This window comes from Pseudomonas fluorescens HK44 (assembly GCF_000217955.3).
GTDB lineage: Bacteria > Pseudomonadota > Gammaproteobacteria > Pseudomonadales > Pseudomonadaceae > Aquipseudomonas > Aquipseudomonas fluorescens_AQ.
This window is the reverse complement of the sequence record NZ_AFOY02000019.1, coordinates 536,639-558,659: the sequence shown is the minus strand read 5'-3', so window position 1 is coordinate 558,659 and position 22,021 is coordinate 536,639. Positions and strand designations below refer to the sequence as shown.

17 protein-coding genes, 1 tRNA gene and 1 pseudogene are annotated in these 22,021 nt (G+C 58.5%); 14 read left to right on the top strand and 5 right to left on the bottom strand.

Annotated elements, in window-relative coordinates; translation table 11 throughout:
• Positions 1 to 20 precede the first annotated feature (20 nt).
• Positions 21 to 1,250, top strand: a complete 1,230-nt coding sequence (locus HK44_RS25060; RefSeq protein WP_019693930.1) for a multifunctional CCA addition/repair protein — start codon at positions 21 to 23, stop codon at positions 1,248 to 1,250.
• Between the two features lie 108 nt (positions 1,251 to 1,358).
• Here HK44_RS25060 and folK read toward each other — a convergent pair whose 3' ends face one another.
• Together folK and folB are read right to left on the bottom strand one after the other, a co-directional pair.
• Positions 1,359 to 1,877, bottom strand: coding sequence for a 2-amino-4-hydroxy-6-hydroxymethyldihydropteridine diphosphokinase (gene folK / locus HK44_RS25055; RefSeq protein ID WP_019693931.1), 519 nt, complete (start codon positions 1,875 to 1,877; stop codon positions 1,359 to 1,361).
• On the bottom strand, positions 1,868 to 2,221 hold the full coding sequence (gene folB / locus HK44_RS25050; RefSeq protein ID WP_019693932.1) for a dihydroneopterin aldolase: 354 nt from the start codon (positions 2,219 to 2,221) through the stop codon (positions 1,868 to 1,870). Before folB ends, folK begins: the two co-directional genes overlap by 10 nt.
• A 74-nt stretch (positions 2,222 to 2,295) precedes the next feature.
• Between folB and plsY the strand changes: the two genes are divergently transcribed.
• On the top strand, positions 2,296 to 2,865 hold the full coding sequence (plsY, locus tag HK44_RS25045) for a glycerol-3-phosphate 1-O-acyltransferase PlsY (protein ID WP_019693933.1): 570 nt from the start codon (positions 2,296 to 2,298) through the stop codon (positions 2,863 to 2,865).
• Between the two features lie 35 nt (positions 2,866 to 2,900).
• Here the strand turns inward: plsY and tsaD are convergent, their stop codons facing one another.
• Positions 2,901 to 3,926, bottom strand: a complete 1,026-nt coding sequence (tsaD, locus tag HK44_RS25040) for a tRNA (adenosine(37)-N6)-threonylcarbamoyltransferase complex transferase subunit TsaD (protein ID WP_019693934.1) — start codon at positions 3,924 to 3,926, stop codon at positions 2,901 to 2,903.
• Between the two features lie 199 nt (positions 3,927 to 4,125).
• Between tsaD and rpsU the strand changes: the two genes are divergently transcribed.
• The 5 genes from rpsU to HK44_RS25015 all read left to right on the top strand — a co-directional run bounded on the left by rpsU (position 4,126) and on the right by HK44_RS25015 (position 12,665).
• Positions 4,126 to 4,341: a 30S ribosomal protein S21 gene (rpsU, locus tag HK44_RS25035; RefSeq protein ID WP_002551877.1), complete on the top strand. Its 216-nt coding sequence runs from the start codon at positions 4,126 to 4,128 to the stop codon at positions 4,339 to 4,341.
• 489 nt (positions 4,342 to 4,830) lie between these two features.
• Positions 4,831 to 6,792 (top strand): DNA primase, encoded by a 1,962-nt coding sequence (dnaG, locus tag HK44_RS25030; protein ID WP_019693935.1) that lies wholly within the window; start codon positions 4,831 to 4,833, stop codon positions 6,790 to 6,792.
• A gap of 67 nt (positions 6,793 to 6,859) precedes the next feature.
• Positions 6,860 to 8,707 carry an RNA polymerase sigma factor RpoD gene (gene rpoD, locus HK44_RS25025; protein ID WP_019693936.1) on the top strand — a complete coding sequence of 616 codons (1,848 nt, stop codon included), beginning with the start codon at positions 6,860 to 6,862 and terminating at the stop codon, positions 8,705 to 8,707.
• A 122-nt stretch (positions 8,708 to 8,829) separates the two neighbouring features.
• On the top strand, positions 8,830 to 12,573 hold the full coding sequence (locus tag HK44_RS25020; RefSeq protein WP_019693937.1) for a bifunctional diguanylate cyclase/phosphodiesterase: 3,744 nt from the start codon (positions 8,830 to 8,832) through the stop codon (positions 12,571 to 12,573).
• A 15-nt stretch (positions 12,574 to 12,588) separates the two neighbouring features.
• Positions 12,589 to 12,665 (top strand) — tRNA-Ile (locus tag HK44_RS25015).
• Between the two features lie 619 nt (positions 12,666 to 13,284).
• Here HK44_RS25015 and HK44_RS25010 read toward each other — a convergent pair.
• Together HK44_RS25010 and HK44_RS25005 are read right to left on the bottom strand one after the other, a co-directional pair.
• Positions 13,285 to 14,202: a class I SAM-dependent methyltransferase gene (locus HK44_RS25010; protein WP_024265166.1), complete on the bottom strand. Its 918-nt coding sequence runs from the start codon at positions 14,200 to 14,202 to the stop codon at positions 13,285 to 13,287.
• A 176-nt stretch (positions 14,203 to 14,378) separates the two neighbouring features.
• Positions 14,379 to 14,531 (bottom strand): annotated as a pseudogene (locus HK44_RS25005) (IS5/IS1182 family transposase); the annotation flags it as partial.
• Between the two features lie 202 nt (positions 14,532 to 14,733).
• Here HK44_RS25005 and tnpA point away from each other — a divergent pair.
• The 7 genes from tnpA (at position 14,734) to pqqB (ending at position 21,991) form a co-directional block, all read left to right on the top strand.
• On the top strand, positions 14,734 to 14,946 hold the full coding sequence (tnpA, locus tag HK44_RS25000) for an IS66-like element accessory protein TnpA (RefSeq protein ID WP_019693942.1): 213 nt from the start codon (positions 14,734 to 14,736) through the stop codon (positions 14,944 to 14,946).
• Positions 14,947 to 15,158: 212 nt separating this feature from the next.
• Complete coding sequence (locus HK44_RS24995) at positions 15,159 to 15,620, top strand: Lrp/AsnC family transcriptional regulator (RefSeq protein WP_024265165.1); 462 nt, start codon at positions 15,159 to 15,161, stop codon at positions 15,618 to 15,620.
• Between the two features lie 140 nt (positions 15,621 to 15,760).
• Positions 15,761 to 17,443 carry a flavin monoamine oxidase family protein gene (locus HK44_RS24990; protein ID WP_019693944.1) on the top strand — a complete coding sequence of 561 codons (1,683 nt, stop codon included), beginning with the start codon at positions 15,761 to 15,763 and terminating at the stop codon, positions 17,441 to 17,443.
• 12 nt (positions 17,444 to 17,455) lie between these two features.
• Entirely contained in the window at positions 17,456 to 18,250 is a 795-nt protein-coding gene (locus tag HK44_RS24985) for a carbon-nitrogen hydrolase family protein (RefSeq protein WP_019693945.1), read from the top strand.
• A gap of 48 nt (positions 18,251 to 18,298) precedes the next feature.
• Entirely contained in the window at positions 18,299 to 20,782 is a 2,484-nt protein-coding gene (gene pqqF, locus HK44_RS24980) for a pyrroloquinoline quinone biosynthesis protein PqqF (RefSeq protein WP_019693946.1), read from the top strand.
• A 137-nt stretch (positions 20,783 to 20,919) separates the two neighbouring features.
• A complete protein-coding gene (gene pqqA, locus HK44_RS24975; RefSeq protein WP_003194766.1) occupies positions 20,920 to 20,994 on the top strand; it encodes a pyrroloquinoline quinone precursor peptide PqqA in 75 nt (24 codons plus the stop codon).
• 85 nt (positions 20,995 to 21,079) lie between these two features.
• On the top strand, positions 21,080 to 21,991 hold the full coding sequence (pqqB, locus tag HK44_RS24970) for a pyrroloquinoline quinone biosynthesis protein PqqB (protein WP_019693947.1): 912 nt from the start codon (positions 21,080 to 21,082) through the stop codon (positions 21,989 to 21,991).
• Positions 21,992 to 22,021 lie beyond the last annotated feature (30 nt).

Sequence of the window (22,021 nt, the reverse complement as noted above, 5' to 3'; positions counted from 1 at the left end):
CGGGCTAACGGAGGTTTTTTATGCAGATTTATAAAGTCGGCGGCGCGGTCCGTGACCGCCTGCTCGGCAAGCCTGTTACCGACATCGACTGGGTGGTGGTGGGCGCCAGCACCGAAGAAATGCTCGCCAAGGGCTATCGCCCGGTAGGCGCCGATTTTCCGGTATTCCTTCACCCCAAAAGCGGCGAGGAATACGCACTTGCACGCACCGAACGCAAAAGCGGACGCGGCTACGGCGGCTTCACCTTCCACGCCAGCCCCGAAGTCACCCTCGAAGAAGACCTGATTCGGCGCGACCTGACGATCAATGCCATGGCCGAAGACGATCATGGTCAATTGACCGATCCGTATCACGGCCAGCGCGATCTTGAAGCACGCTTGCTGCGTCATGTTTCCCCCGCGTTCGCCGAAGATCCACTCCGTGTTCTGCGTGTTGCCCGTTTCGCCGCGCGCTATGCCGGGCTCGGGTTCACAATAGCTCCGGAGACCCTGGAACTGATGCGTCAGCTCAGCGAATCAGGTGAGCTTGAGGCACTGACAGCAGAACGTAGCTGGAAAGAAATATCCCGCGCCCTGATGGAAGATCAGCCACAAGTCTTCATCCAGGTTCTGCGCGACTGTGGCGCCCTGAAAGTATTGATCCCCGAGATTGACGCGCTGTTCGGCGTACCGCAACCCGAAGCCCACCACCCGGAAATCGACAGCGGCGTGCACACCCTGAGCGTTCTCGAACAGGCTGCCCTGCACAAACAGCCGCTGACCGTGCGCTGGGCCTGCTTGCTGCACGATCTGGGCAAAGGCCTGACACCCGAGAGCCAGTGGCCCAGACACATCGCTCACGAGCACAAGGGCCTGAAGCTGATCAAAGCAGTCAACGAACGCTTCAAGGCCCCGCGTGACTGCCAGGAACTGGCGTTGCTGGTCGGCGAATACCACACCCATGGTCATCGCGCGCTGGAGCTGAAGCCGTCGACATTGCTGGAGTTGCTGCAAAGCTTCGACGTTTACCGACGGCCGCAGCGCTTTGAAGAGTTCATCAAAGCCTGCGAAATGGACGCCCGCGGCCGCAAAGGCCTTGAGCAGAGAAGTTATCCACAAGCAGATTATTTGCGCGATGCGGCGACCGCCGCACGCACCGTGGCGGTTCAGCCTTTGCTGGAGCAGGGATTCAAAGGCCCGGAGCTGGGCGAAGCCTTGAAACGCGAACGGCTCAAGGCGCTGAAGGCCTACAAAGAGGCGGCGTCTGCTTGAAAAGCATCGCGGGCAAGCCTTGCTCCTACGAGACCTATGCCGAGCGCGTAAATGGCGTACGACACAATACTGTAGGAGCAAGGCTTGCCCGCGATGGCGTCATCAAGGTCACAGCAGAATCGAAGGGGTCAACTGCTCGCCGCGCCACTCAAACGCCACCGGCGCCAGAACCTGATCAATCTGCGCTTCACGCCTCAGCGTCGCAAAACTTTTACCCACGCCGGGATGGACCCTGTCCGGCGCTATCAGCGACAACGGCCACAGCACAAAGGCATTTTTCAGGATTTCCGCTCGTGGCAGGATCAATCCGTCGAAATTACCCACCAGATCGCCATACAACAGCACGTCGATATCCAACGGCAAACCCTTGCGATCCGGGGCATAACGACCGTTGTCGGCCTCGATAAACTTCAATCGACGGTCCAGTTCCATCAACGGCAGATCGGTAAACGCCGACACCACGAAATTGAAAAACGGACCGCTCTTGATCCCCACTGGCTGACTTTCGAACACCGCCGAACAGCGTATATCCACCAGAAAACCGGCAAGCGCTTCCAGCCCCGCCTGCAAATGAGCTTCGCGCTCGACATTGCTGCCGAGCCCAAGAAATACCTGAGTTAGCGACATCCGCGCTCGATCTCCACGCCCACGCCCGTTGCAGCCGGGATAGCCCCCGGTTTGGTCAGCTTGAGGCGCAGCCAGGTAACCTTGAATTCGCTCATCAAGACTTCGGCCAGACGCTCGGCAAAGGTTTCAACCAGTTGGTACTGCGCCTGCTCGGCGAACGCCTGAATACGTGCCGTCACGCTGGCGTAGTCGAGCGCCAGGGTCAGGTCATCACCGGCCGCTGCCGGGCGATTGTCCCAGGCGAAATTCAGATCAAGACGCAGGCACTGACGGATGCCGCGCTCCCAGTCATAGGCACCGATCACCGTGTCGACTTCCAGGCCCTCGATAAACACTCTGTCCAAGCACTCTTCTCCGCAGCACGACAAGGGCGCAATGCGCCGTTAGAATCAGGGCGTCCTCGCCCGGAATAGTTAGCATGTTTTGGTTACTGGCGATCCTCGCCTACCTGCTTGGCTCTCTGTCCTTTGCCATTTTGCTCAGCCGCCTGACCGGTCACCCCGATCCGCGAATGAGTGGCTCGGGCAATGCCGGCGCCACCAACATGTTACGCCTGGCCGGCAAAAAACTCGCCGTCCTGACTTTGCTCGGCGACCTCTGCAAAGGCCTGCTGCCCGTGTTGGTCGCAGGGCTAGCAGGCCTCTCGGTACAGCAACAGGCCTGGGTCGGCGTCTATGCCGTGATCGGCCATCTGTATCCGCTGTACTTCCGCTTTCGCGGCGGCAAAGGTGTTGCAACGGCTGCCGGCATGCTGCTGGGGCTTTACCCTCCGGCAGCGCTTCTGGCTATCGGCGCGTGGCTATTGACCTTCTACCTCACACGCACCAGCTCGCTGGCCGCCCTGATCGCCACGCCCCTGACCCTGCCACTGCTCGCCTGGCAGGAGCCGGGAGCATTGCTGCCCATGAGTGCTCTGACAGCACTGATCGTCTGGCGCCATCGCGGCAATCTACGCGACCTGTTTGCCGGGCGCGAACGGCATTTTTAATACTCTTGTCGAGTACGGCCCTGACTCACCCGTCTTTACACAGGTGACAACTGCTCCATCGGCCAGCGCGCCTGCACGCTGATCGCCAGACTTTCCTGCTGACCGGCCTGCAATCGCTGACACCCGGCAAAAGCGATCATCGCGCCATTATCGGTACAGAACTCCGGACGTGCGTAGTAAACGTCGCCCTTCATGTCGCCAAGCATTTTCTCCAGGGACACACGCAATGCCTTGTTCGCACTGACGCCGCCAGCGATCACCAGACGCTTGAGACCCGCCTGCTTCAGGGCACGCTTGCACTTGACGGTCAAAGTCTCCACCACCGCCTGCTGGAAGGCCAGCGAGATGTCGCTGCGTGTTTGCTCGCCGTCGTCCCCAGCGCTGACGCACTGTTGCCATGTGTTCAAGGCAAAGGTTTTCAAGCCGCTGAAACTGAAATCCAGACCTGGCCGATCACACATCGGACGAGGAAACACGAAGCGTCCGGCAACGCCTTGCACGGCCAATCGCGCGATTTCCGGACCGCCAGGGTAATTGAGGCCCATCATTTTCGCGGTCTTGTCGAACGCCTCACCGGCAGCGTCATCAAGCGTCTCGCCCAACAACGCGTATTGACCGATACCATCGACCCGAACCAGCTGAGTATGACCACCAGACACCAACAAAGCGACGAACGGAAATTCGGGCGGTTGCGGCTCCAGCATCGGTGCCAGCAAGTGGCCTTCCATGTGGTGCACGCCCAAGGCTGGAATACCCCAGGCAAACGCCAGCGCCTGAGCGCAGGAAGCCCCCACCAGCAAGGCCCCGACAAGCCCGGGACCCGCAGTGTAGGCGATGGCATCGATCTCGGTCGGCACGCAGTCGGCTTCAGCCAACACCTGACGAATCAAGGGCAGCATACGTTTGACGTGGTCACGCGAAGCCAGCTCCGGCACCACGCCACCATAGGCGCGATGCAGGTCGATCTGGCTGAACAGCGCATCGGCCAGCAGGCCTTTTTCACTGTCGTAAAGTGCGACGCCGGTTTCGTCGCAGGAGGTTTCTAATCCCAGTACTAGCATGGGTTTGCGCCTTGTTTAGGCTAAATTCGAAGGCGCGCATAATAGTCGCCACGTGATGCCCCGACCAGCGGTTTTCGATCAGAGGCTTTGCATTCCGAGCGATGAGGGGTTAACATCCGCAACCCTTAAAAACCGACGTCTTCAAGTGCACTTTTGCCGCGAGGATGTTGACCCCGGTAATGAATGAAGGTAGCTCTGGATGCCAGCCGTCAAAGTTAAAGAGAACGAACCCTTCGACGTAGCTCTGCGTCGTTTCAAGCGCTCCTGCGAAAAAGCCGGTGTTCTGGCTGAAGTTCGTAGCCGCGAATTTTACGAGAAGCCGACTTCTGAGCGTAAGCGTAAAGCAGCAGCCGCTGTTAAGCGTCACGCCAAGAAAGTTCAGCGCGAACAGCGCCGCGCCGTTCGTCTGTACTAATACGCAGACGTTCGTAGCAAGCTTCTGCCAAGCCCGGCCCTCAGCCGGGCTTATGGCATTTGCGGAAATCGCTTGATGCTTCACTGTCAAAGCCGCAGACGCGACCGAGACAAATCTGCTTCACACGTCAGACCTGGCTCTTTTGCCAGCGGTGCACGTCTCTTCTGACGAGCCTTCCAAGGCTACTGACGAGCACAACCTTTTACTGATTCCTCTCACGACGATCAGCCCAAGGCACGATTTTGCGTGCCCACTTATGAGCTATCCGAGGCCTCCCTTTGGCCAATGCGGACTCAGCGCAACACTTTCAAACAGTCGAATACCGATGCGCACTAACGTCAGCGGATTTTCGGCAGATACACTTCCCGACAGCGAATACGCAGACGATACCTGGTCGAGCCGCACATCCTCCGCGCCTCAACATTATGACCAGCATCAGGCCGCCTTTCGCGCGGATTAGATTTTCAGCGCAGTGATGACGAGAACGCCATGGCCGGGCTAATTCCCCAGAGCTTTATTGACGACCTTCTGAACCGCACCGACATCGTCGATGTGGTCAGCTCGCGCCTGCAAATGAAAAAAGCCGGCAAGAACTACACTGCCTGCTGCCCGTTTCACAAAGAAAAAACCCCCTCCTTCAGCGTCAGCCCGGAGAAACAGTTCTATTACTGCTTTGGCTGCGGCGCTGGTGGCAACGCCCTCGGCTTCATCATGGACCACGACAACCTGGATTTCCCCCAGGCTGTCGAAGAACTGGCCAAAGCCGCCGGCATGGAAATACCCCGCGAGGAAAGCGGTCGCCCGCATAAACCGCGACAACCGACCGACTCGCCGCTCTACCCACTATTGACCGCCGCAGCTGATTTCTACCGTCAGGCACTGAAAAGCCATCCGGCGCGAAAAGCAGCTGTCGATTACCTGAAGGGGCGCGGCCTGACCGGCGAGATCGCCCGTGATTTCGGCCTCGGCTTCGCACCTCCAGGCTGGGACAACCTGTTCAAGCATCTGAGCAGCGACACCCTGCAACAAAAAGCCATGATCGACGCCGGCCTGTTGATCGAGAACGCCGAAACCGGCAAACGCTATGATCGCTTTCGCGACCGCGTGATGTTCCCGATTCGCGACAGCCGCGGGCGCATCATCGCATTTGGCGGCCGGGTACTGGGCGACGACAAACCGAAATACCTTAACTCACCGGAAACCCCGGTATTTCATAAAGGCCAGGAACTCTACGGCCTGTATGAAGCACGCAAGAACAACCGCAATCTCGACGAAATCATCGTCGTCGAAGGCTACATGGACGTCATCGCACTGGCCCAGCAAGGCCTGCGCAACGCCGTCGCCACACTCGGCACCGCCACCAGCGAAGAACACTTGAAGCGGCTGTTTCGCGTGGTGCCCAACGTGCTGTTCTGCTTCGACGGCGACCAGGCTGGCCGCAATGCCGCGTGGCGCGCCCTGGAGTCAACGCTTTCGAGCCTGCAAGACGGACGGCGTGCGCGCTTCCTGTTCCTGCCCGAAGGCGAAGACCCGGACACGCTAATCCGCTCCGAAGGCACCGACGCCTTTCGCGCGCGGATCAATCAGCACGCCCAGCCATTGGCAGACTATTTCTTTCAGCAACTGACCGAGGAATCCGATCCGCGCTCGCTTGAAGGCAAGGCCCACATGGCCACCCTCGCCGCGCCGCTGATCGACAAAGTCCCGGGAGCCAACCTGCGCACCCTGATGCGCCAGCGCCTGACCGAAATTACCGGCCTGAACAGCGAAGCCGTCAGTCAGTTGGTGCACAGCGCACCACAGGATGCACCTCCCGCCTACGACCCGGGCATCGATTACGACGCCATGCCGGACTATTCCGACTACCACCAACCGCAAGAGGCCTACGCACCCCAACAGGAGTGGACGCCGAAAAAACCGGGCAGCGGCGGCAAGAAGTGGGATAACAAACCCTGGGACAAGAAAGGCAAACGCGATGAGCGACGCCCGCCCCGCACCCCGATTGCTGTCGAGGCCCCCACCTTGATTGCGCTGCGTACACTCATTCATCACCCGCAACTGGCCGGCAAAGTTGAGACCGCCGATCACTTCGCAAATGAAAGCAACACTTATGCGCAACTGCTGGTAGCCCTGATCGAGGCCGTGCAAAAAAATCCTAAGCTAAACTCTATCCAGTTGATGGCCCGCTGGCATGGAACCGAGCAAGGACGCCTGCTTAAAGCACTCGCGGAAAAGGAGTGGTTAATTGAAGGCGACAACCTTGAACAACAGTTTTTAGACACCATTACTAGGTTATCAGCGGGTCAGCACACACAGACCCTCGACGACCTCATCAAGAAAGCACGGCAGCCAGGATTGACTGCCGAGGAAGCGAATCAAATAGCAAATCAGATGCGCGACCTACTAAAACGGAATGTTTCCGCATCAAACCCGACCTCAAGTGGCGCGTGAGGTCATAGCTAAGGTATAATCCTCGGCTTGTTTTTTGCCCGCCAAGACCTTCAGTGGATAGGGTGTTATGTCCGGAAAAGCGCAACAGCAGTCTCGTATCAAAGAGTTGATCACCCTTGGTCGTGAGCAGGGTTACCTGACTTACGCGGAGGTCAACGACCACCTGCCGGAGGATATTTCAGATCCGGAACAGGTGGAAGACATCATCCGCATGATCAATGACATGGGGATCAACGTGTTCGAGGTTGCGCCAGATAAGGATTCCCTTATGCTGGCCGACGCCGATACCGACGAAGCAGCCGCAGAAGAAGCGGCGGCGGCGTTGGCAGCGGTTGAGACCGACATTGGTCGTACTACCGACCCAGTGCGCATGTACATGCGCGAAATGGGTACCGTAGAACTCCTCACACGTGAAGGCGAAATCGAAATCGCCAAACGTATTGAAGAGGGCATCCGTGAAGTGATGGGCGCAATCGCGCACTTCCCTGGCACGGTTGACCACATTCTCTCCGAGTACACTCGCGTGACCACCGAAGGTGGCCGCCTGTCCGACGTCCTGAGCGGTTATATCGACCCGGACGACGGCATTGCGCCGCCTGCTGCAGAAGTGCCGCCGCCTGTCGACCCGAAAGCCGTGAAAGCGGATGACGACACCGATGACGACGACGCTGAAGCCAGCGACGACGAAGAAGAAGCCGAAAGCGGTCCGGATCCGGTCATCGCAGCACAGCGCTTTGGCGCTGTGGCCGATCAGATGGAAATCACCCGCAAGGCGCTGAAAAAGCACGGTCGTGAAAACAAGCAGGCCATTGCCGAGATGTTGGCGCTGGCTGAGCTGTTCATGCCGATCAAACTGGTTCCGAAGCAATTCGAAGGCCTGGTTGAGCGTGTGCGTAGCGCCCTGGATCGTCTGCGTCAGCAAGAGCGCGCGATCATGCAACTCTGCGTTCGTGATGCACGCATGCCGCGTGCCGACTTCCTGCGCCAGTTCCCGGGCAACGAAGTTGACGAAAGCTGGACCGAAGCACTGGCCAAAGGCAAAAGCAAATACGCTGAAGCCATTGGTCGCTTGCAGGCCGACATCGTTCGCTGCCAGCAGAAGCTGACCGCACTTGAAGCCGAAACCGGCTTGAAGATTGCCGAGATCAAGGACATCAACCGTCGCATGTCGATCGGTGAGGCCAAAGCCCGCCGCGCGAAGAAAGAGATGGTTGAAGCCAACTTGCGTCTGGTGATCTCCATCGCCAAGAAGTACACCAACCGTGGCCTGCAATTCCTCGATCTGATTCAGGAAGGCAACATCGGTTTGATGAAAGCGGTAGACAAGTTCGAATACCGCCGCGGCTACAAATTCTCGACTTATGCCACCTGGTGGATCCGTCAGGCGATCACTCGCTCGATCGCCGACCAGGCCCGCACCATCCGTATTCCGGTGCACATGATCGAGACGATCAACAAGCTCAACCGCATTTCCCGCCAGATGTTGCAGGAAATGGGTCGCGAACCGACCCCGGAAGAGCTGGGCGAACGCATGGAAATGCCAGAGGACAAGATCCGCAAGGTATTGAAGATCGCTAAAGAGCCGATCTCCATGGAAACCCCGATCGGTGATGACGAAGACTCCCATCTGGGTGACTTCATCGAAGACTCGACCATGCAGTCGCCAATCGATGTTGCTACCGTCGAGAGTCTTAAAGAAGCGACTCGCGAAGTTCTCTCCGGCCTCACTGCCCGTGAAGCCAAGGTTCTGCGCATGCGCTTCGGTATCGACATGAATACCGACCACACCCTTGAGGAGGTTGGTAAGCAGTTCGACGTTACCCGTGAGCGGATTCGTCAGATCGAAGCCAAGGCGCTGCGCAAGCTGCGCCACCCGACGAGAAGCGAGCATTTGCGCTCCTTCCTCGACGAGTGATCACAAAACCCCCGGCCCTGCCGGGGGTTTTGCTTTCTGTAGATTAAATCCCCTTCGCTTCGCTCCCGTCGCCTGGCCCGTCTACACTCGAAACATTCCCCCAAAGCCATAACGAGACCGTTATGCCCGGACTGCCGGCCGTGCTTTTGCTATTGCTGATGACCTGGACCACAACAGCAGGCGCGCTGACTCTCACCGACGAAGAACGTGCCTGGCTTGCGGCTCACCCGGAACTGCGCCTGGGCGTCGACGCTTCCTGGCCACCGTTTGAGTTTCGTGATGAACAGGGCCGATACCAAGGCCTTGCCGCTGACTACATCAACATCGTGCGTGATCGCCTGGCAATCAAGGTCACGCCCATTGAGCCTGTGAGCTGGACCGAAGTTCTGAAACAGGCCAAACAGGGCAAGCTGGACCTCTTACCCGGCGTCATGTCGACACCTGAACGGCAGAGTTACCTCTCGTTCACACGGCCCTACCTGGACTTTCCGATCGTCATCCTGGCCCATGTAAAGGGTGCACAACCGCACAAGCTGGAAGACCTTTACGGTCTGAAAGTCGCCGTCGTGGAAAACTACGCCCCCCACGAACTGCTGCGCACCCACCATCCTGACCTCAATCTGGTTCCCATGCCCAATGTCAGCTCGACGTTGCAGGCACTGGCCACCGACGAGGTGGACGCCGTAGTCGGCGATCTGGCCTCAAGCGTCTGGAGCCTTCGCCAACTCAAACTCGACGGGCTCTACGTCAGCGGCGAAACGCCGTATCGCTACCAATTGGCGATGGGCGTACCGCGAGACGACAAAATGCTGGTCGGGATTCTGGATAAAGTGCTGGCGGACATGAGCCCCGGCGAAATCAGCGCCATCCAGGAGCATTGGGTCGGAAATGTCCTCGACCACCGCACCTTCTGGTCCGACCTGCTGATGTACGGCCTGCCCGGCGTACTGCTGCTGGTCACCGTTCTGGCCGTGGTGATCCGTATCAATCGCCGCTTGAGTTCGGAGATTTCCCGCCGGGTCGCACTGGAACAGGAGTTGCGCACCAGCGAATACCACTACCGCGGCCTGGTGGAGAGCCTTTCGGCGATAGCCTGGGAAGCGCGAATCAGCGATTTTACGTACAGCTACGTCTCACCCCATGCCGAAGGCCTGCTCGGTTACCCCCTGTCCCATTGGCTGATTCCGGGCTTCTGGCGAAATATCATCCATCCTGCCGACCTTACGCGCGCCCAGGCATTTTGCGATCACGAAGTACTTGCCGGACGCGATCACAGCCTCGACTACCGGGTAATCACTGCCGACGGGCGCTGCCTATGGGTACGCGACATCGTCAGCCTGATAGAGCACGGCCACGAGCCAATACTGCGCGGGCTGATGATCGACATCAGCGAAGCCAAAAGAACCGAAGAAGCCCTGCGCCTCTCTGAGCAGAAGTTTGCCTCGGTGTTCCAGCAATGCCCGGACATTCTGGTCATTGCACGCCTGTCCGACGGTTGCCTGCTGGAGGTCAACGAGGCGTTCGAAGAGCAAATCGGTCTCACTGCCGAAGAAGTGATCGGACAGACCGCCACCGAGCTGAACATCTGGGGCATCGCCGGTGTCGGCCCCGGGCTCTTGCAGCGCTTGCAAGCCGGCAGTATTCGCAATCTGGAGATGCCCTTTCGTCGCAGCAATGGCCAGGTGTTCACCGGCCTGATCTCCGCCGAACCCTTCGAACTCGACACCACCCCGGCACTGGTCGTGGTAGTGCGTGACATCAGCCAGCTCAAGGAAACCCAACAACAACTGCAAACCTCTGAAGAAAAATTTGCCAAAGCCTTCCATGCGTCCCCTGACGGCTTGTTGTTGTCACGCGTGAGCGACGGCCTGCTGATCGAGGTCAACGAAGGCTTCAGCCGCATCACCGGCTTCAACAGCGCTATGTCGCTGGACCGCTCGACTTTCGACCTCGGCATCTGGGTCAACCTGAATGAACGCAGGCAGATGCTCGACCTGTTGAAACGTGACGGCTTCGTGCGTGACTTCAGTTGCCATATACGCCGCAACGATGGGCAGATCCGTCTCTGCGAGATGTCCAGCCGGCCGCTGCCGATTGGCGATGACGATTGCATGCTGACCATCGCCCGGGACATCACCGAGCGGCATCTGATGCAGGAAAAACTGCAACAGGCCGCCACGGTATTCGAGAGCACCGCAGAAGGTGTATTGATCACCGACACCCAACAGCACATCAGCGCCGTCAATCGCGCGTTTACCGAGATCACCGGCTACAGCGAAACCGAAGCCCTGGGCCACACGCCAAGGCTGCTCGCCTCAGGCCTGCATGACAGCGCCTTTTATGCGGCGATGTGGCATCAACTGACCGCCGAAGGGCATTGGCAGGGAGAAATTTCCAACCGGCGCAAGAATGGCGAGCTGTACCCCAGTTGGCTGACCATCAGCGCGGTGCGCAATAAAGACCGGTTCATCACCCACTTCGTCGCGGTATTTGCCGACATCTCCAGCCTCAAGCACGCCCAGGCCAAACTCGACTATCAGGCCCACCACGACCCATTGACAGGGTTGCCGAACCGGACGCTGTTCGAAAGTCGGCTGCTGAGCGCACTCAACAACCAGCAGGAAAACGGTGGTCAGGGCGCCGTACTGTTTCTGGACCTCGATCGCTTCAAGCACATCAACGACAGCCTGGGTCATCCGGTTGGCGACCTGCTGCTCAAAGGCATCGCGGTGCGGCTCAAAGAGCAACTTCGGGACATCGATACCGTGGCGCGGCTGGGGGGTGACGAATTCATCATCCTGCTGCCGGGCCTGCAGCAAGCCAGCGACGCGGACCATATTGCCAACAAGCTGCTGAACTGCTTCACAGCGCCCTTCCAGGCTGGTGAGCACGAGTTCTTCATCAGTGCCAGCATTGGCACCAGTCTCTACCCCAAGGACGGCAGCGACGTCGCTACGCTGGTCAAAAACGCCGATGCCGCGATGTACCGCTCCAAAGCCAAAGGTCGCAACAGGGTTGAACGCTATACCCGCGACCTGACCGCACAGGCCAGCGAACGCGTGGCACTGGAGCATGAACTGCGTCGCGCTATCGAGCGCAATGAGCTGACGCTGTTCTATCAACCTAAAGTGAGCCTCAACCATCCGCGCCTGGTAGGTGCCGAAGCCCTGATCCGCTGGCGGCATCCAACCTTCGGCAACGTGCCGCCCGAGCACTTCATCCCGCTGGCCGAAGAAAACGGCATGATCCTGCAAATCGGTGACTGGGTACTGGAACAGGCCTGCCTGCAGATGCACGAGTGGAACCAGCGTTATGAAGGTTTCGGCCCGCTATCAGTCAACCTGGCCGGAGCGCAACTACGCCAGCCGAACCTGCTGGTGCGGATCGAACAACTGCTCAAGGACAACCGACTCAAACCGGGCTTCCTGCAACTGGAAATCACCGAAAACTTCATCATGAGCCAGGCCGAAGAGGCACTTGAAGTCCTGCATCAGCTCAAACGCCTCGGCGTGCAGTTGGCCATCGACGACTTCGGCACCGGTTATTCCTCGTTGAGCTACCTCAAGCGCTTGCCGCTGGATTTCCTGAAAATTGACCAGTCCTTTGTCCGCGGACTGCCGGACGACCCCCACGATGCCGCCATCGTCCGCGCAATCATTGCCCTGGGCCGCAGCATGCAATTCACGATCATAGCCGAAGGCGTTGAAACCCTCGCGCAGCAGCAATTCCTGGCTGCCGAAGGTTGCGAACAGATCCAGGGCTACATCGTCAGCCTGCCTCTGCCCGCCGACGAATTCGCCGCAACCTTTCTTCGTATAGCAGTTTCAGATTTTTCGGATAGCACAGCCAAGAAACCATCGCTATAATCCGCGGCCTACTGAGGGCCTATAGCTCAGTTGGTTAGAGCAGAGGACTCATAATCCTTTGGTCCACGGTTCAAGTCCGTGTGGGCCCACCATATGAATCAAGGCCTGCAGCTCAGCTGCAGGTTTTGACACCGCAATCAGATGTTCCCGAGGTACAGTTTCGGTACAGTCCGTACCGATCTTCCCTCGGAGAACGTATGGCAACTCTCGTAAAAACCCCTCTGGCACATGGAAGGTAGTCATTCGTAAGAATGGTTGGCCAACCACATCCAAAACCTTCCGTGCCAAGCGTGACGCTGAAGATTGGTCGAGCCGTTGATAGCAGTAGCAATCTGCGCTTACCTATACCTGTGAGGTGTCCAAGTCCGCGTACATAAGCGTAAATTAGACCGGCGTGGTGCTCCAATCCGCACTCCTGAGGATTGACTCAAGTTCGGCGGTGAAGGCCATTGCAGGTTTGGATTCGGCGATGTGAAAATCAAAGACCCCCTTCTGGGTCATGCCTCGTCCATTAGAAACCGTGCAGCTCATTTTTCGGAAAAGTGCCGTGCGGACTTCGAATCCACGGCCTTATATTTCCTCGCGCCACCTAATGGCGCCTTGAAGCAAGGCTATGGCGCTGGCGACCTTACGTCTGTTTGCGCAGCATCGGATTTTTATCGCTCACTGTTGCTCGAAAAACCAGTTTTTAGAGGCTCCCTAAAGAGCCGGCTAAAGTCTGCGGAAATACAACTGGGTCGTCGGCAACATCACTGGACCTAGCAGCCGCTTCGCAACGGTCTTCACGAACTTCATCGAGTCGCACGTTACGCAACTGACCGGCTTGCGAATAGGGGCGAAACCTAATCGCGTAGCGAAGCGCTTAAGCGTTTCTGGAGTAAAGGCGTTGATGTGTTCAAGCGGGTGGATTTTTCCATAATCGTCTCTAGTTCCGATGGTGCGCACTCCTGAGCAGTCAGGTGTCTCAAGCACTAGAATGCCACCGGTTGCGAGAAGTTCGCTCAATCGCAGCATTAAGCCGTGTGGGTCGTCAAGATGCTCTAAAACCTCAAAGAGTGTCAAAGCATGGAATGGGGACATGTTGGCAATGTCCTCAATCTCGGCGAATACTTTGGAGAAGCTGTTGTTATCGCGCTTTGCGGCTGACCTATCCACGCCATACGCCTCGAAACCGTACATTGAACACATTGAAAGGAAGCCACCATAGCCGCAACCGAAGTCCAGCACACGAGGTACTTCGGAACCACGTAAGGAACGGGTTAGTTGTTCGATTTGGAGGACGTGTGCTGTGTAGCCTGCTGCCTTCCTAAACACATTTGCAGGTGTCTTCGAATGTTTCTCGAACGCTTCGATGGCGTCCTGCGACATCCACTTAGAAAATCGGCGCTCATTCCATTCCGGGTCGAGAATATAGCGATGAAACATCAGACCGCAATCTTTGCAGGCGACAAAAGACCATTGCTGTTCTCGCAAGAACGGAGCTGGATGCTCACCCCAAGGATCCTCTTCGATGAAGCGCTGAACCGCACCTTCATCAAACCGTCCCGCAGACAATTCGACTAGGCCGGTGCCGCCGCAACTGATACATGCGGTTCGTACAGTAAATTTCGCAGTCTCGGTAGTGTTCATCTTTTTCCTATCCGATAAATGCTAAGGAAGGTCTGAAATAGACGCCGATAATTGATGTCTTCCGCGTTCGGGGTTCAAAAAATCGGTGGCCTGATTGAAAGTCAGGCCTATGCTTTGCCAAAATCATGCTTTCGCTTTTTTCTTGAATTGCACCTTTCCAAAGCGTTTGGCGCGCATCACAGGCGCAACCCTCCCACATTCAATATCCATTTTCGCATCATCCTCAGGTTCGACAGCGCGAACAGCGTGGTCTGCTGTGCGGTGTTTTTTACTAATCCCTGAAAGCGCACCTTCGTGTAGCCAAACTGGCGCTTGATCACTGGAAACGGGCACCAGAAGAATTATCACTCGCCCTGGGTCGCTGAACTCTATCAGCGTAGCCAACGGGACTAAGATCTGCTTCGTTTGCGGGACGCCTCCAATAATTGAATCGTAGGGGCTGGTGAACACATCTTCCGAGCTCGGCCGATAAGGGCGATTGTGTCCGCGTATTTTTGAGCGGACGCAATTACCCTTAACGCCAGGATCGCCATGCGCCAACGTAAGTCCTACCCGAAATCCTTCAAGACCCAAGTCGTCCAAGAGTGCAAGCAGCCCGGTGTTTCCGTGGCGGCTATTGCGATGAGGCATGGCATCAACGCGAATGTCGTTCGCCGGTGGCTACCGCTTTACCGCGATCAGGAGGCCGCCACTCTGCCAGCTTTCATTCCTGTGAATGTTGGCGCCGACGCCGAATTGACTTAGTTGCCGAGATGGCACTGACCCAGTCTGATTCCTCGCGAACCGTTGCCTGTTCTAGATCAGTGCCGATCTTGAGGTGGGTTAGTCTTACATCGGCACGTGGGTCAATTCGGCGTCGGCGTCAACAGAAAGTGTCCACAAATCGTCCCGCCTGCTCCCCTTTCCCGGCAACGTGTAACATGCTCGCCCACCGCCATGTGCCACCGGAGATGACCTTGCCTGATACCCGCCCTCCCGTCCTCGACGAAATTGACCGCCAGCTGATCGCGGCCTTGCAGATCAATGCCCGTGAAAGCGTGGCCATGCTCGCCCGGCAATTGGGGATTGCACGCACCACGGTAACGTCACGCCTGGCGCGGCTGGAAAAGGCTCGGGTCATTACCGGCTACGGCGTGCGGCTCGGACAGCGGGTGGTCGATGGCGGTTTGCAGGCTTATGTCGGGATCACCGTGCAACCACGCTCCGGCAAGGAAGTGCTGCGTCGGCTCAGCGCCATGGCGCAGGTCCAGCAGTTGTGTGCGGTCAGTGGCGAATTCGATTACGTGGCCTGGCTGCGTACCGATTCACCAGAACAGCTCGATCAGTTGCTCGACCAGATAGGCAGCGTCGACGGTGTAGAAAAAACCACTACTTCGATCATCCTCAGCAGCAAGATTGACCGCAGTCAGCCAGTTTGATCAATAAGCTCGTCACATTGCATCAACAACATGCAGAACGACGACACATTGCGTCTTATTAACGTGCTCGACGCTCCCTAGAATGGCGACAGTCTTTTCCTATACTCAGCACCGAGTGCGAGTCGCCAGCAAGGTCAGCCATGAACAAGAACAATCGCCATCCTGCAGACGGTAAAAAACCAGTCACCATTTTCGGCCCGGACTTCCCATTCGCCTTTGACGACTGGATTGAGCATCCGGCCGGTCTAGGCAGTATTCCTGCGCACAACCACGGCGCGGAAGTGGCGATTGTCGGCGCCGGTATCGCAGGTCTGGTAGCCGCTTACGAGCTGATGAAGCTGGGCCTCAAGCCGGTCGTCTACGAAGCCTCGAAAATGGGTGGCCGCTTGCGCTCCCAGGCCTTCGAAGGCGCTGAAGGGATCATCGCCGAGTTGGGCGGCATGCGCTTTCCGGTGTCGTCCACTGCGTTCTATCACTACGTCGACAAGCTCGGCCTTCAGACCAAGCCTTTCCCTAACCCGCTGACGCCTGCCTCCGGCAGCACCGTCATCGACCTGGAAGGCCAGACCCATTACGCACAGAAACTCGCCGACCTTCCTGCACTGTTCCAGGAAGTGGCCGACGCCTGGGCTGACGCACTGGAAGATGGCTCGCGCTTTGGCGAGATCCAGCAAGCGATCCGCGACCGCGATGTGCCGCGCCTCAAAGAGCTGTGGAACACCCTCGTTCCGCTGTGGGATGACCGGACGTTCTACGACTTCGTCGCCACCTCCAAAGCCTTCGCCAAGCTGTCGTTCCATCACCGTGAAGTGTTTGGCCAGGTCGGCTTCGGTACCGGCGGCTGGGACTCGGACTTCCCGAACTCGATGCTGGAAATCTTCCGCGTAGTCATGACCAACTGCGACGATCACCAACATCTGGTGGTCGGCGGTGTGGAACAAGTGCCGCTGGGCATCTGGCGCCATGTGCCGGAGCGCTGCGCTCACTGGCCGGAAGGCACCAGCCTGAGCTCGCTGCACAACGGTGCGCCACGCACCGGGGTCAAACGCATCGCGCGCGCCGCGGATGGCCGTTTCAGCGTGACCGACAACTGGGGTGACACCCGCGAATACGCGGCTGTGCTGACCACCTGCCAGAGCTGGCTGCTGACCACTCAGATCGAGTGCGAAGAGTCGCTGTTCTCGCAAAAAATGTGGATGGCCCTGGACCGCACCCGCTACATGCAATCGTCGAAAACCTTTGTGATGGTCGACCGGCCGTTCTGGAAAGACAAAGACCCGGAAACCGGTCGCGACCTGATGAGCATGACCTTGACCGACCGTCTGACTCGCGGCACCTACCTCTTCGATAACGGCGACGACAAGCCAGGCGTGATTTGCCTGTCGTATTCGTGGATGAGCGACGCGTTGAAAATGCTCCCGCAACCGATCGAAAAACGCGTGAAGCTGGCGCTGGATGCATTGAAGAAAATCTATCCAAAAGTCGACATCGCCGCGCGCATCATCGGCGACCCGATTACCGTGTCCTGGGAAGCCGACCCGCATTTCCTCGGTGCATTCAAAGGCGCCCTGCCCGGCCACTATCGCTACAACCAACGGATGTACGCGCACTTCATGCAACACGACATGCCTGCCGAACAGCGTGGGATATTTATCGCTGGCGACGACGTTTCGTGGACACCGGCCTGGGTCGAAGGCGCCGTACAGACCTCGCTCAACGCGGTATGGGGCATCATGAATCACTTCGGCGGTAAAACCCATGTCGAAAACCCGGGCCCGGGCGATGTGTTCCATGAAATCGGCCCGATTGCCCTGCCCGAGTAAGAGGAGTCCGAAATGCGCGTAGCTCTCTACCAATGCCCGCCGCTACCGCTCGACGTTGCCGGTAATCTGCAACGCCTGCAAAAGCTCGCGACAGAGGCCTCGGGCGCCGATCTGCTGGTGTTCCCGGAGATGTTCCTGACCGGCTACAACATCGGCGCCGAAGCGGTTGGCGCATTGGCCGAGGCGCAAGACGGTGCTTGCGCGCAGTACATTGCGAGCGTTGCCAAGGCCTCCGGCATCGCCATTGTGTATGGCTACCCGGAGCGCGCCGAGGACGGGCAGATCTATAACGCCGTGCAGTTGATCGACAGCCGAGGCGAACGTCTGGCCAACTACCGCAAGACTCACTTGTTCGGCGAGCTCGATCATTCGATGTTCAGCGTTGGACCGGATGAGTTTCCACTGGTGGAGCTCAATGGCTGGAAGCTTGGCTTTTTGATCTGCTACGACCTGGAGTTTCCGGAAAACGCCCGGCGCCTGGCACTGGCCGGTGCCGAGCTGATTCTGGCGCCGACGGCGAACATGATTCCCTACGACTTCATCGCCGATGTCACCGTGCGCTCGCGGGCCTTCGAGAACCAGTGTTACGTGGCGTACGCCAATTACTGTGGTCACGAAGGCGAGATCCATTACTGCGGTCAAAGCAGCATCGCCGCGCCGGATGGCAGTCGCATCGCCCAGGCCGGCCTGGATGAAGCATTGATCATTGGTACGCTGGATCGGCAGTTGATGCTCGATTCTCGCGCCGCCAATCGCTACTTTCTCGATCGTCGGCCAGAGCTCTACGGCGACCTGAACAAGCGCTGATCCCAGGTTTTCGCTAGCATGAGCACTTCTTAAGTAGCGGAAGTGCTCATGCCTGCGCCGACCCACCTTCTCCCTCACATCGAAACCCTGGCCAACGGCCTGCGGGTTTCACTTCGTCATACGCCCGGTTTGAAGCGCTGCGCCGCGGCTTTACGGGTTGCAGCCGGCAGCCACGACGCCCCACTGGCCTGGCCTGGGCTGGCGCACTTTCTTGAACACTTGTTCTTTCTCGGCACCGAACGCTTTCCGGCAAACGATGGGTTGATGGCTTACGTGCAACGTCATGGCGGACAACTGAACGCCAGCACCCGCGAGCGCACCACCGACTTTTTCTTCGAATTACCGCCTCAGGCCTTTGCCGGAGGGCTTGAGCGTTTGTGCGACATGCTCGCCCACCCGCGTCTGAATCCAGACGATCAGTTGCGTGAACGGGAAGTCCTGGAAGCCGAATTCATCGCTTGGACTCAGGATGCCGAGGCGCAACGACAAGTCGCGTTGTTCGACGGGCTTGCATCAGATCATCCATTGCGCGGTTTCCATGCCGGCAATCGCGACAGCCTGGCGGTGCAGAAACCTGAGTTTCAACAGGCCTTAAGCGCGTTCTATCAGCGTTTCTACCAGACCGGTCAAATAACTCTGAGCCTTGCCGGTCCGCAGTCTGTGGATGAATTGCGCAGCCTGGCCGAGCGCTTGAGCGCCGACTTCGCCGTCGGTGAGCAGCAACCACAAAACGCCCCGCCCGCGTTGATGGCAACCGCAAACCACAGTTATCAACAGGCTGACGAACGCCGACTCAACCTGCTGTTTGCATTCGAAGCCTTGCCGAGCGCTTCCCGTGAAGCGCTGGATTTTCTCTGCACCTGGCTGAACGCATCGAAACCGGGCGGCGTGTTCGCCGAGCTATGCTATCGCCAATTGATCGACAGCCTGAAGGCGGTGCCGCTGTACCAATTCGCCGGGCAAGCACTGCTGCAGGTCGAGTTCAACCTGACGGCCAGTGCCGCAACGCAGACCGGGACAATCAGCAAGCTGCTCGGCGATTGGCTGAGCTTCTTCGCCGGCCATGCCGACTGGTCGGAGCTGCGCGAAGAATATGCCCTGCTGCAACAGCGAAAACGTCAGGCCAGCAACACCTTGACGCTTGCCCGACTGGATGGCGAGAAGTTGGAGCCAGAACTCTCGGAGTCGGGTGTGATTGCCCTCAAGGCGATCTTGCAGCAGATGAATCCGACACCTATGGATAACCTGGATGTCACCTGGCAACTGCCGCCCGCCAATCCGTTCCTGCGCTCGGCCGAGGTGTCAGCACCGGCCGGTTTGATCCGCGGACAAACCAGCGCCCATCGCGGCTTGCGCACGTTTGCCCAGGATCGCACGCGCAGTCGCCGCGAACGCTCGCCCATGCAGTTCAGCCCGGCACTGGCAGACGATAGCGGCGAAGCGGCAGTTTGCCTGCGCTGGCGCCTCGACTCCGCACCGCCAGCCAATCTTCAGCCGACACTGGCCCGTAGCCTGCAAGACCTGTGCGATGACGCCAGTCAGGCGGGCGTCGATCTGTCCTTCAATGAAACGGGCAATCAATGGCTGCTGAAAATAAGCGGACGGCATGAGCCAATGCCGGCGATTCTCGAACAGGCGCTGCTGCGTTTGACGAAGCCCGCCGCCGATGCCTGGCTCAATACCGAATCACCAGCGCCGCTGATTGCAATCCGGCAGTTGCTTAAGGTATTGCCGGTGCATTGCCAGGGACAGGATGCGCACCCGACATCGCAGCCGGCCAGTGCCGATGACCTACAGCACATCTGGGCCAGCGCACGCTGGGATGGACTGGCTGCAGGTCTGCCGGCAACCAGTCAAACAGCGCTCACCCGCACCTTGAGCCGTGTTCCCGGCATTCCCGACAGCGAGATGACCGCGCCGGTCTCCATTGCCGGCCAACACCTCTGGAGCGCAGTACCTAGCAACACCAACGAGAATGCACTGCTGCTGTTTTGTCCGACGCCTACTCAAGAGCTGGCCGACGAAGCCGTGTGGCGACTGCTGGCACAACTCTGCCAAACGCCGTTCTATCAGCGCCTGCGGGTCGAACTGCAATTGGGCTACGCAGTGTTCAGTGGTGTCCGCCAGATCAACGGGCAAACCGGGCTGCTGTTCGGCGTGCAATCGCCGAACGCGCCGGTGAAAGAGATCCTCGAACACATCGAAGCCTTCCTGAAGCAACTGCCCGAACTGATCTCGACGCTCGATGATGCGGTCTTGATCAATCAACGCCAGACCCTGGCCGAACAACTCGACGGCAATGCCATGCCGCTTGCCCAGGCCTTTGAACTGCTGTGGCAGGGCAAACTGGGCGGCCATTCGTCGGATTACCTGTTCCAGTTGCAACAGGCCGTGTTGCTGCTGGATCGCACAGCTTTGCTCGACGCAGCAAGGCGCCTGATTCACGCAGCAGGTGGCCGCAGATGCCTGGCCACCAATGCCTGCCCGGACGGCACCTGGCAACCGATAGCCCGATCATTACCGGGGCTGTAATGGGCTTTCTTCGAGAGATGTCTCCAATTTGCAGAAACGTTTCAGTAACATAGCCCGGCAAGCCTCTGAACATCTCCTGCGGGAGGTGGACTATAGGTATAGAGTGAATTTTCTCACGAGCCTGAAGGAACGTTTTTATGACTTGGTCCAAACCTGCTTACACCGACCTGCGTATCGGCTTTGAAGTCACCATGTACTTCGCCAGCCGTTGATACTGCCCTTGGGTAGAACATGCGGTACAACGCCTCGGCCCGTCCGGGGCGTTTTTATTTTCAGCGTTGAAGTGATGGAGCAACCATGTTTGTCCAGATTCTAGGTTCCGCCGCCGGCGGTGGTTTTCCGCAGTGGAACTGCAATTGCGTGAACTGCGCAGGTTTTCGCGACGGCAGCCTGCGGGCCGAGGCGCGCACCCAGTCGTCCATCGCGATTTCCGATGACGGCCTGAATTGGGTCCTGTGCAACGCCTCGCCGGACATTCGCGCGCAGCTCCAGAGCTTCGCCCCGATGCAGCCGGGCCGCTCCCTGCGTGACACCGGCATCAGCGCGATCATCCTGATGGACAGCCAGATCGACCACACCACCGGCCTGCTGAGCCTGCGCGAAGGTTGCCCGCATCAGGTCTGGTGCACCGACATGGTCCATGAAGACCTGAGCACCGGCTTCCCGCTGTTCACCATGCTCACCCACTGGAACGGCGGATTGAACTGGAACCGCATTGAACTCGACCAGAGCTTCAGCGTCCCGGCCTGCCCGAACCTGCGTTTTACCCCATTGCCACTGCGTAGCGCTGCACCACCCTATTCGCCACATCGCTTCGACCCACACCCGGGCGACAACATCGGGTTGATCGTCGAAGACCTGCAAACGGGCGGCAAGTTGTTCTATGCGCCAGGGCTGGGCAAGGTCGATGCGCCGCTGCTGGAGATCATGGCAGGCAGCGATTGCCTGCTGGTGGACGGCACGCTGTGGGACGACGATGAGATGCAGCGCCGTGGCGTCGGCACCCGCACCGGCCGGGAGATGGGCCATCTGGCACAGAACGGCCCCGGCGGCATGCTCGAAGTGCTGGAGCAACTCCCCAAACAGCGCAAAGTACTTATCCACATCAACAACACCAACCCGATCCTCGATGAGGACTCGGCCGAGCGCGCCGAACTGGTTCGGCGCAATGTTGAAGTAGCCTACGATGGCATGAGTATCGAGCTGTAAGAGCGGAGACCGCTGCGCGGTCTATCGCGG

Excerpts from the sequence above, each read along its gene's own strand:
- tnpA (WP_019693942.1), top strand. The coding sequence starts at position 14,734 with ATGCGCCAACGTAAGTCCTACCCGAAATCCTTCAAGACCCAAGTCGTC.
- HK44_RS24990 (WP_019693944.1), top strand. The coding sequence starts at position 15,761 with ATGAACAAGAACAATCGCCATCCTGCAGACGGTAAAAAACCAGTCACC.
- HK44_RS25020 (WP_019693937.1), top strand. The coding sequence starts at position 8,830 with ATGCCCGGACTGCCGGCCGTGCTTTTGCTATTGCTGATGACCTGGACC.
- rpoD (WP_019693936.1), top strand. The coding sequence starts at position 6,860 with ATGTCCGGAAAAGCGCAACAGCAGTCTCGTATCAAAGAGTTGATCACC.
- HK44_RS24985 (WP_019693945.1), top strand. The coding sequence starts at position 17,456 with ATGCGCGTAGCTCTCTACCAATGCCCGCCGCTACCGCTCGACGTTGCC.
- pqqB (WP_019693947.1), top strand. The coding sequence starts at position 21,080 with ATGTTTGTCCAGATTCTAGGTTCCGCCGCCGGCGGTGGTTTTCCGCAG.
- plsY (WP_019693933.1), top strand. The coding sequence starts at position 2,296 with ATGTTTTGGTTACTGGCGATCCTCGCCTACCTGCTTGGCTCTCTGTCC.
- pqqF (WP_019693946.1), top strand. The coding sequence starts at position 18,299 with ATGCCTGCGCCGACCCACCTTCTCCCTCACATCGAAACCCTGGCCAAC.
- tsaD (WP_019693934.1), bottom strand. The coding sequence starts at position 3,926 with ATGCTAGTACTGGGATTAGAAACCTCCTGCGACGAAACCGGCGTCGCA.
- folK (WP_019693931.1), bottom strand. The coding sequence starts at position 1,877 with ATGTCGCTAACTCAGGTATTTCTTGGGCTCGGCAGCAATGTCGAGCGC.
- rpsU (WP_002551877.1), top strand. The coding sequence starts at position 4,126 with ATGCCAGCCGTCAAAGTTAAAGAGAACGAACCCTTCGACGTAGCTCTG.
- dnaG (WP_019693935.1), top strand. The coding sequence starts at position 4,831 with ATGGCCGGGCTAATTCCCCAGAGCTTTATTGACGACCTTCTGAACCGC.
- HK44_RS25060 (WP_019693930.1), top strand. The coding sequence starts at position 21 with ATGCAGATTTATAAAGTCGGCGGCGCGGTCCGTGACCGCCTGCTCGGC.
- HK44_RS25010 (WP_024265166.1), bottom strand. The coding sequence starts at position 14,202 with ATGAACACTACCGAGACTGCGAAATTTACTGTACGAACCGCATGTATC.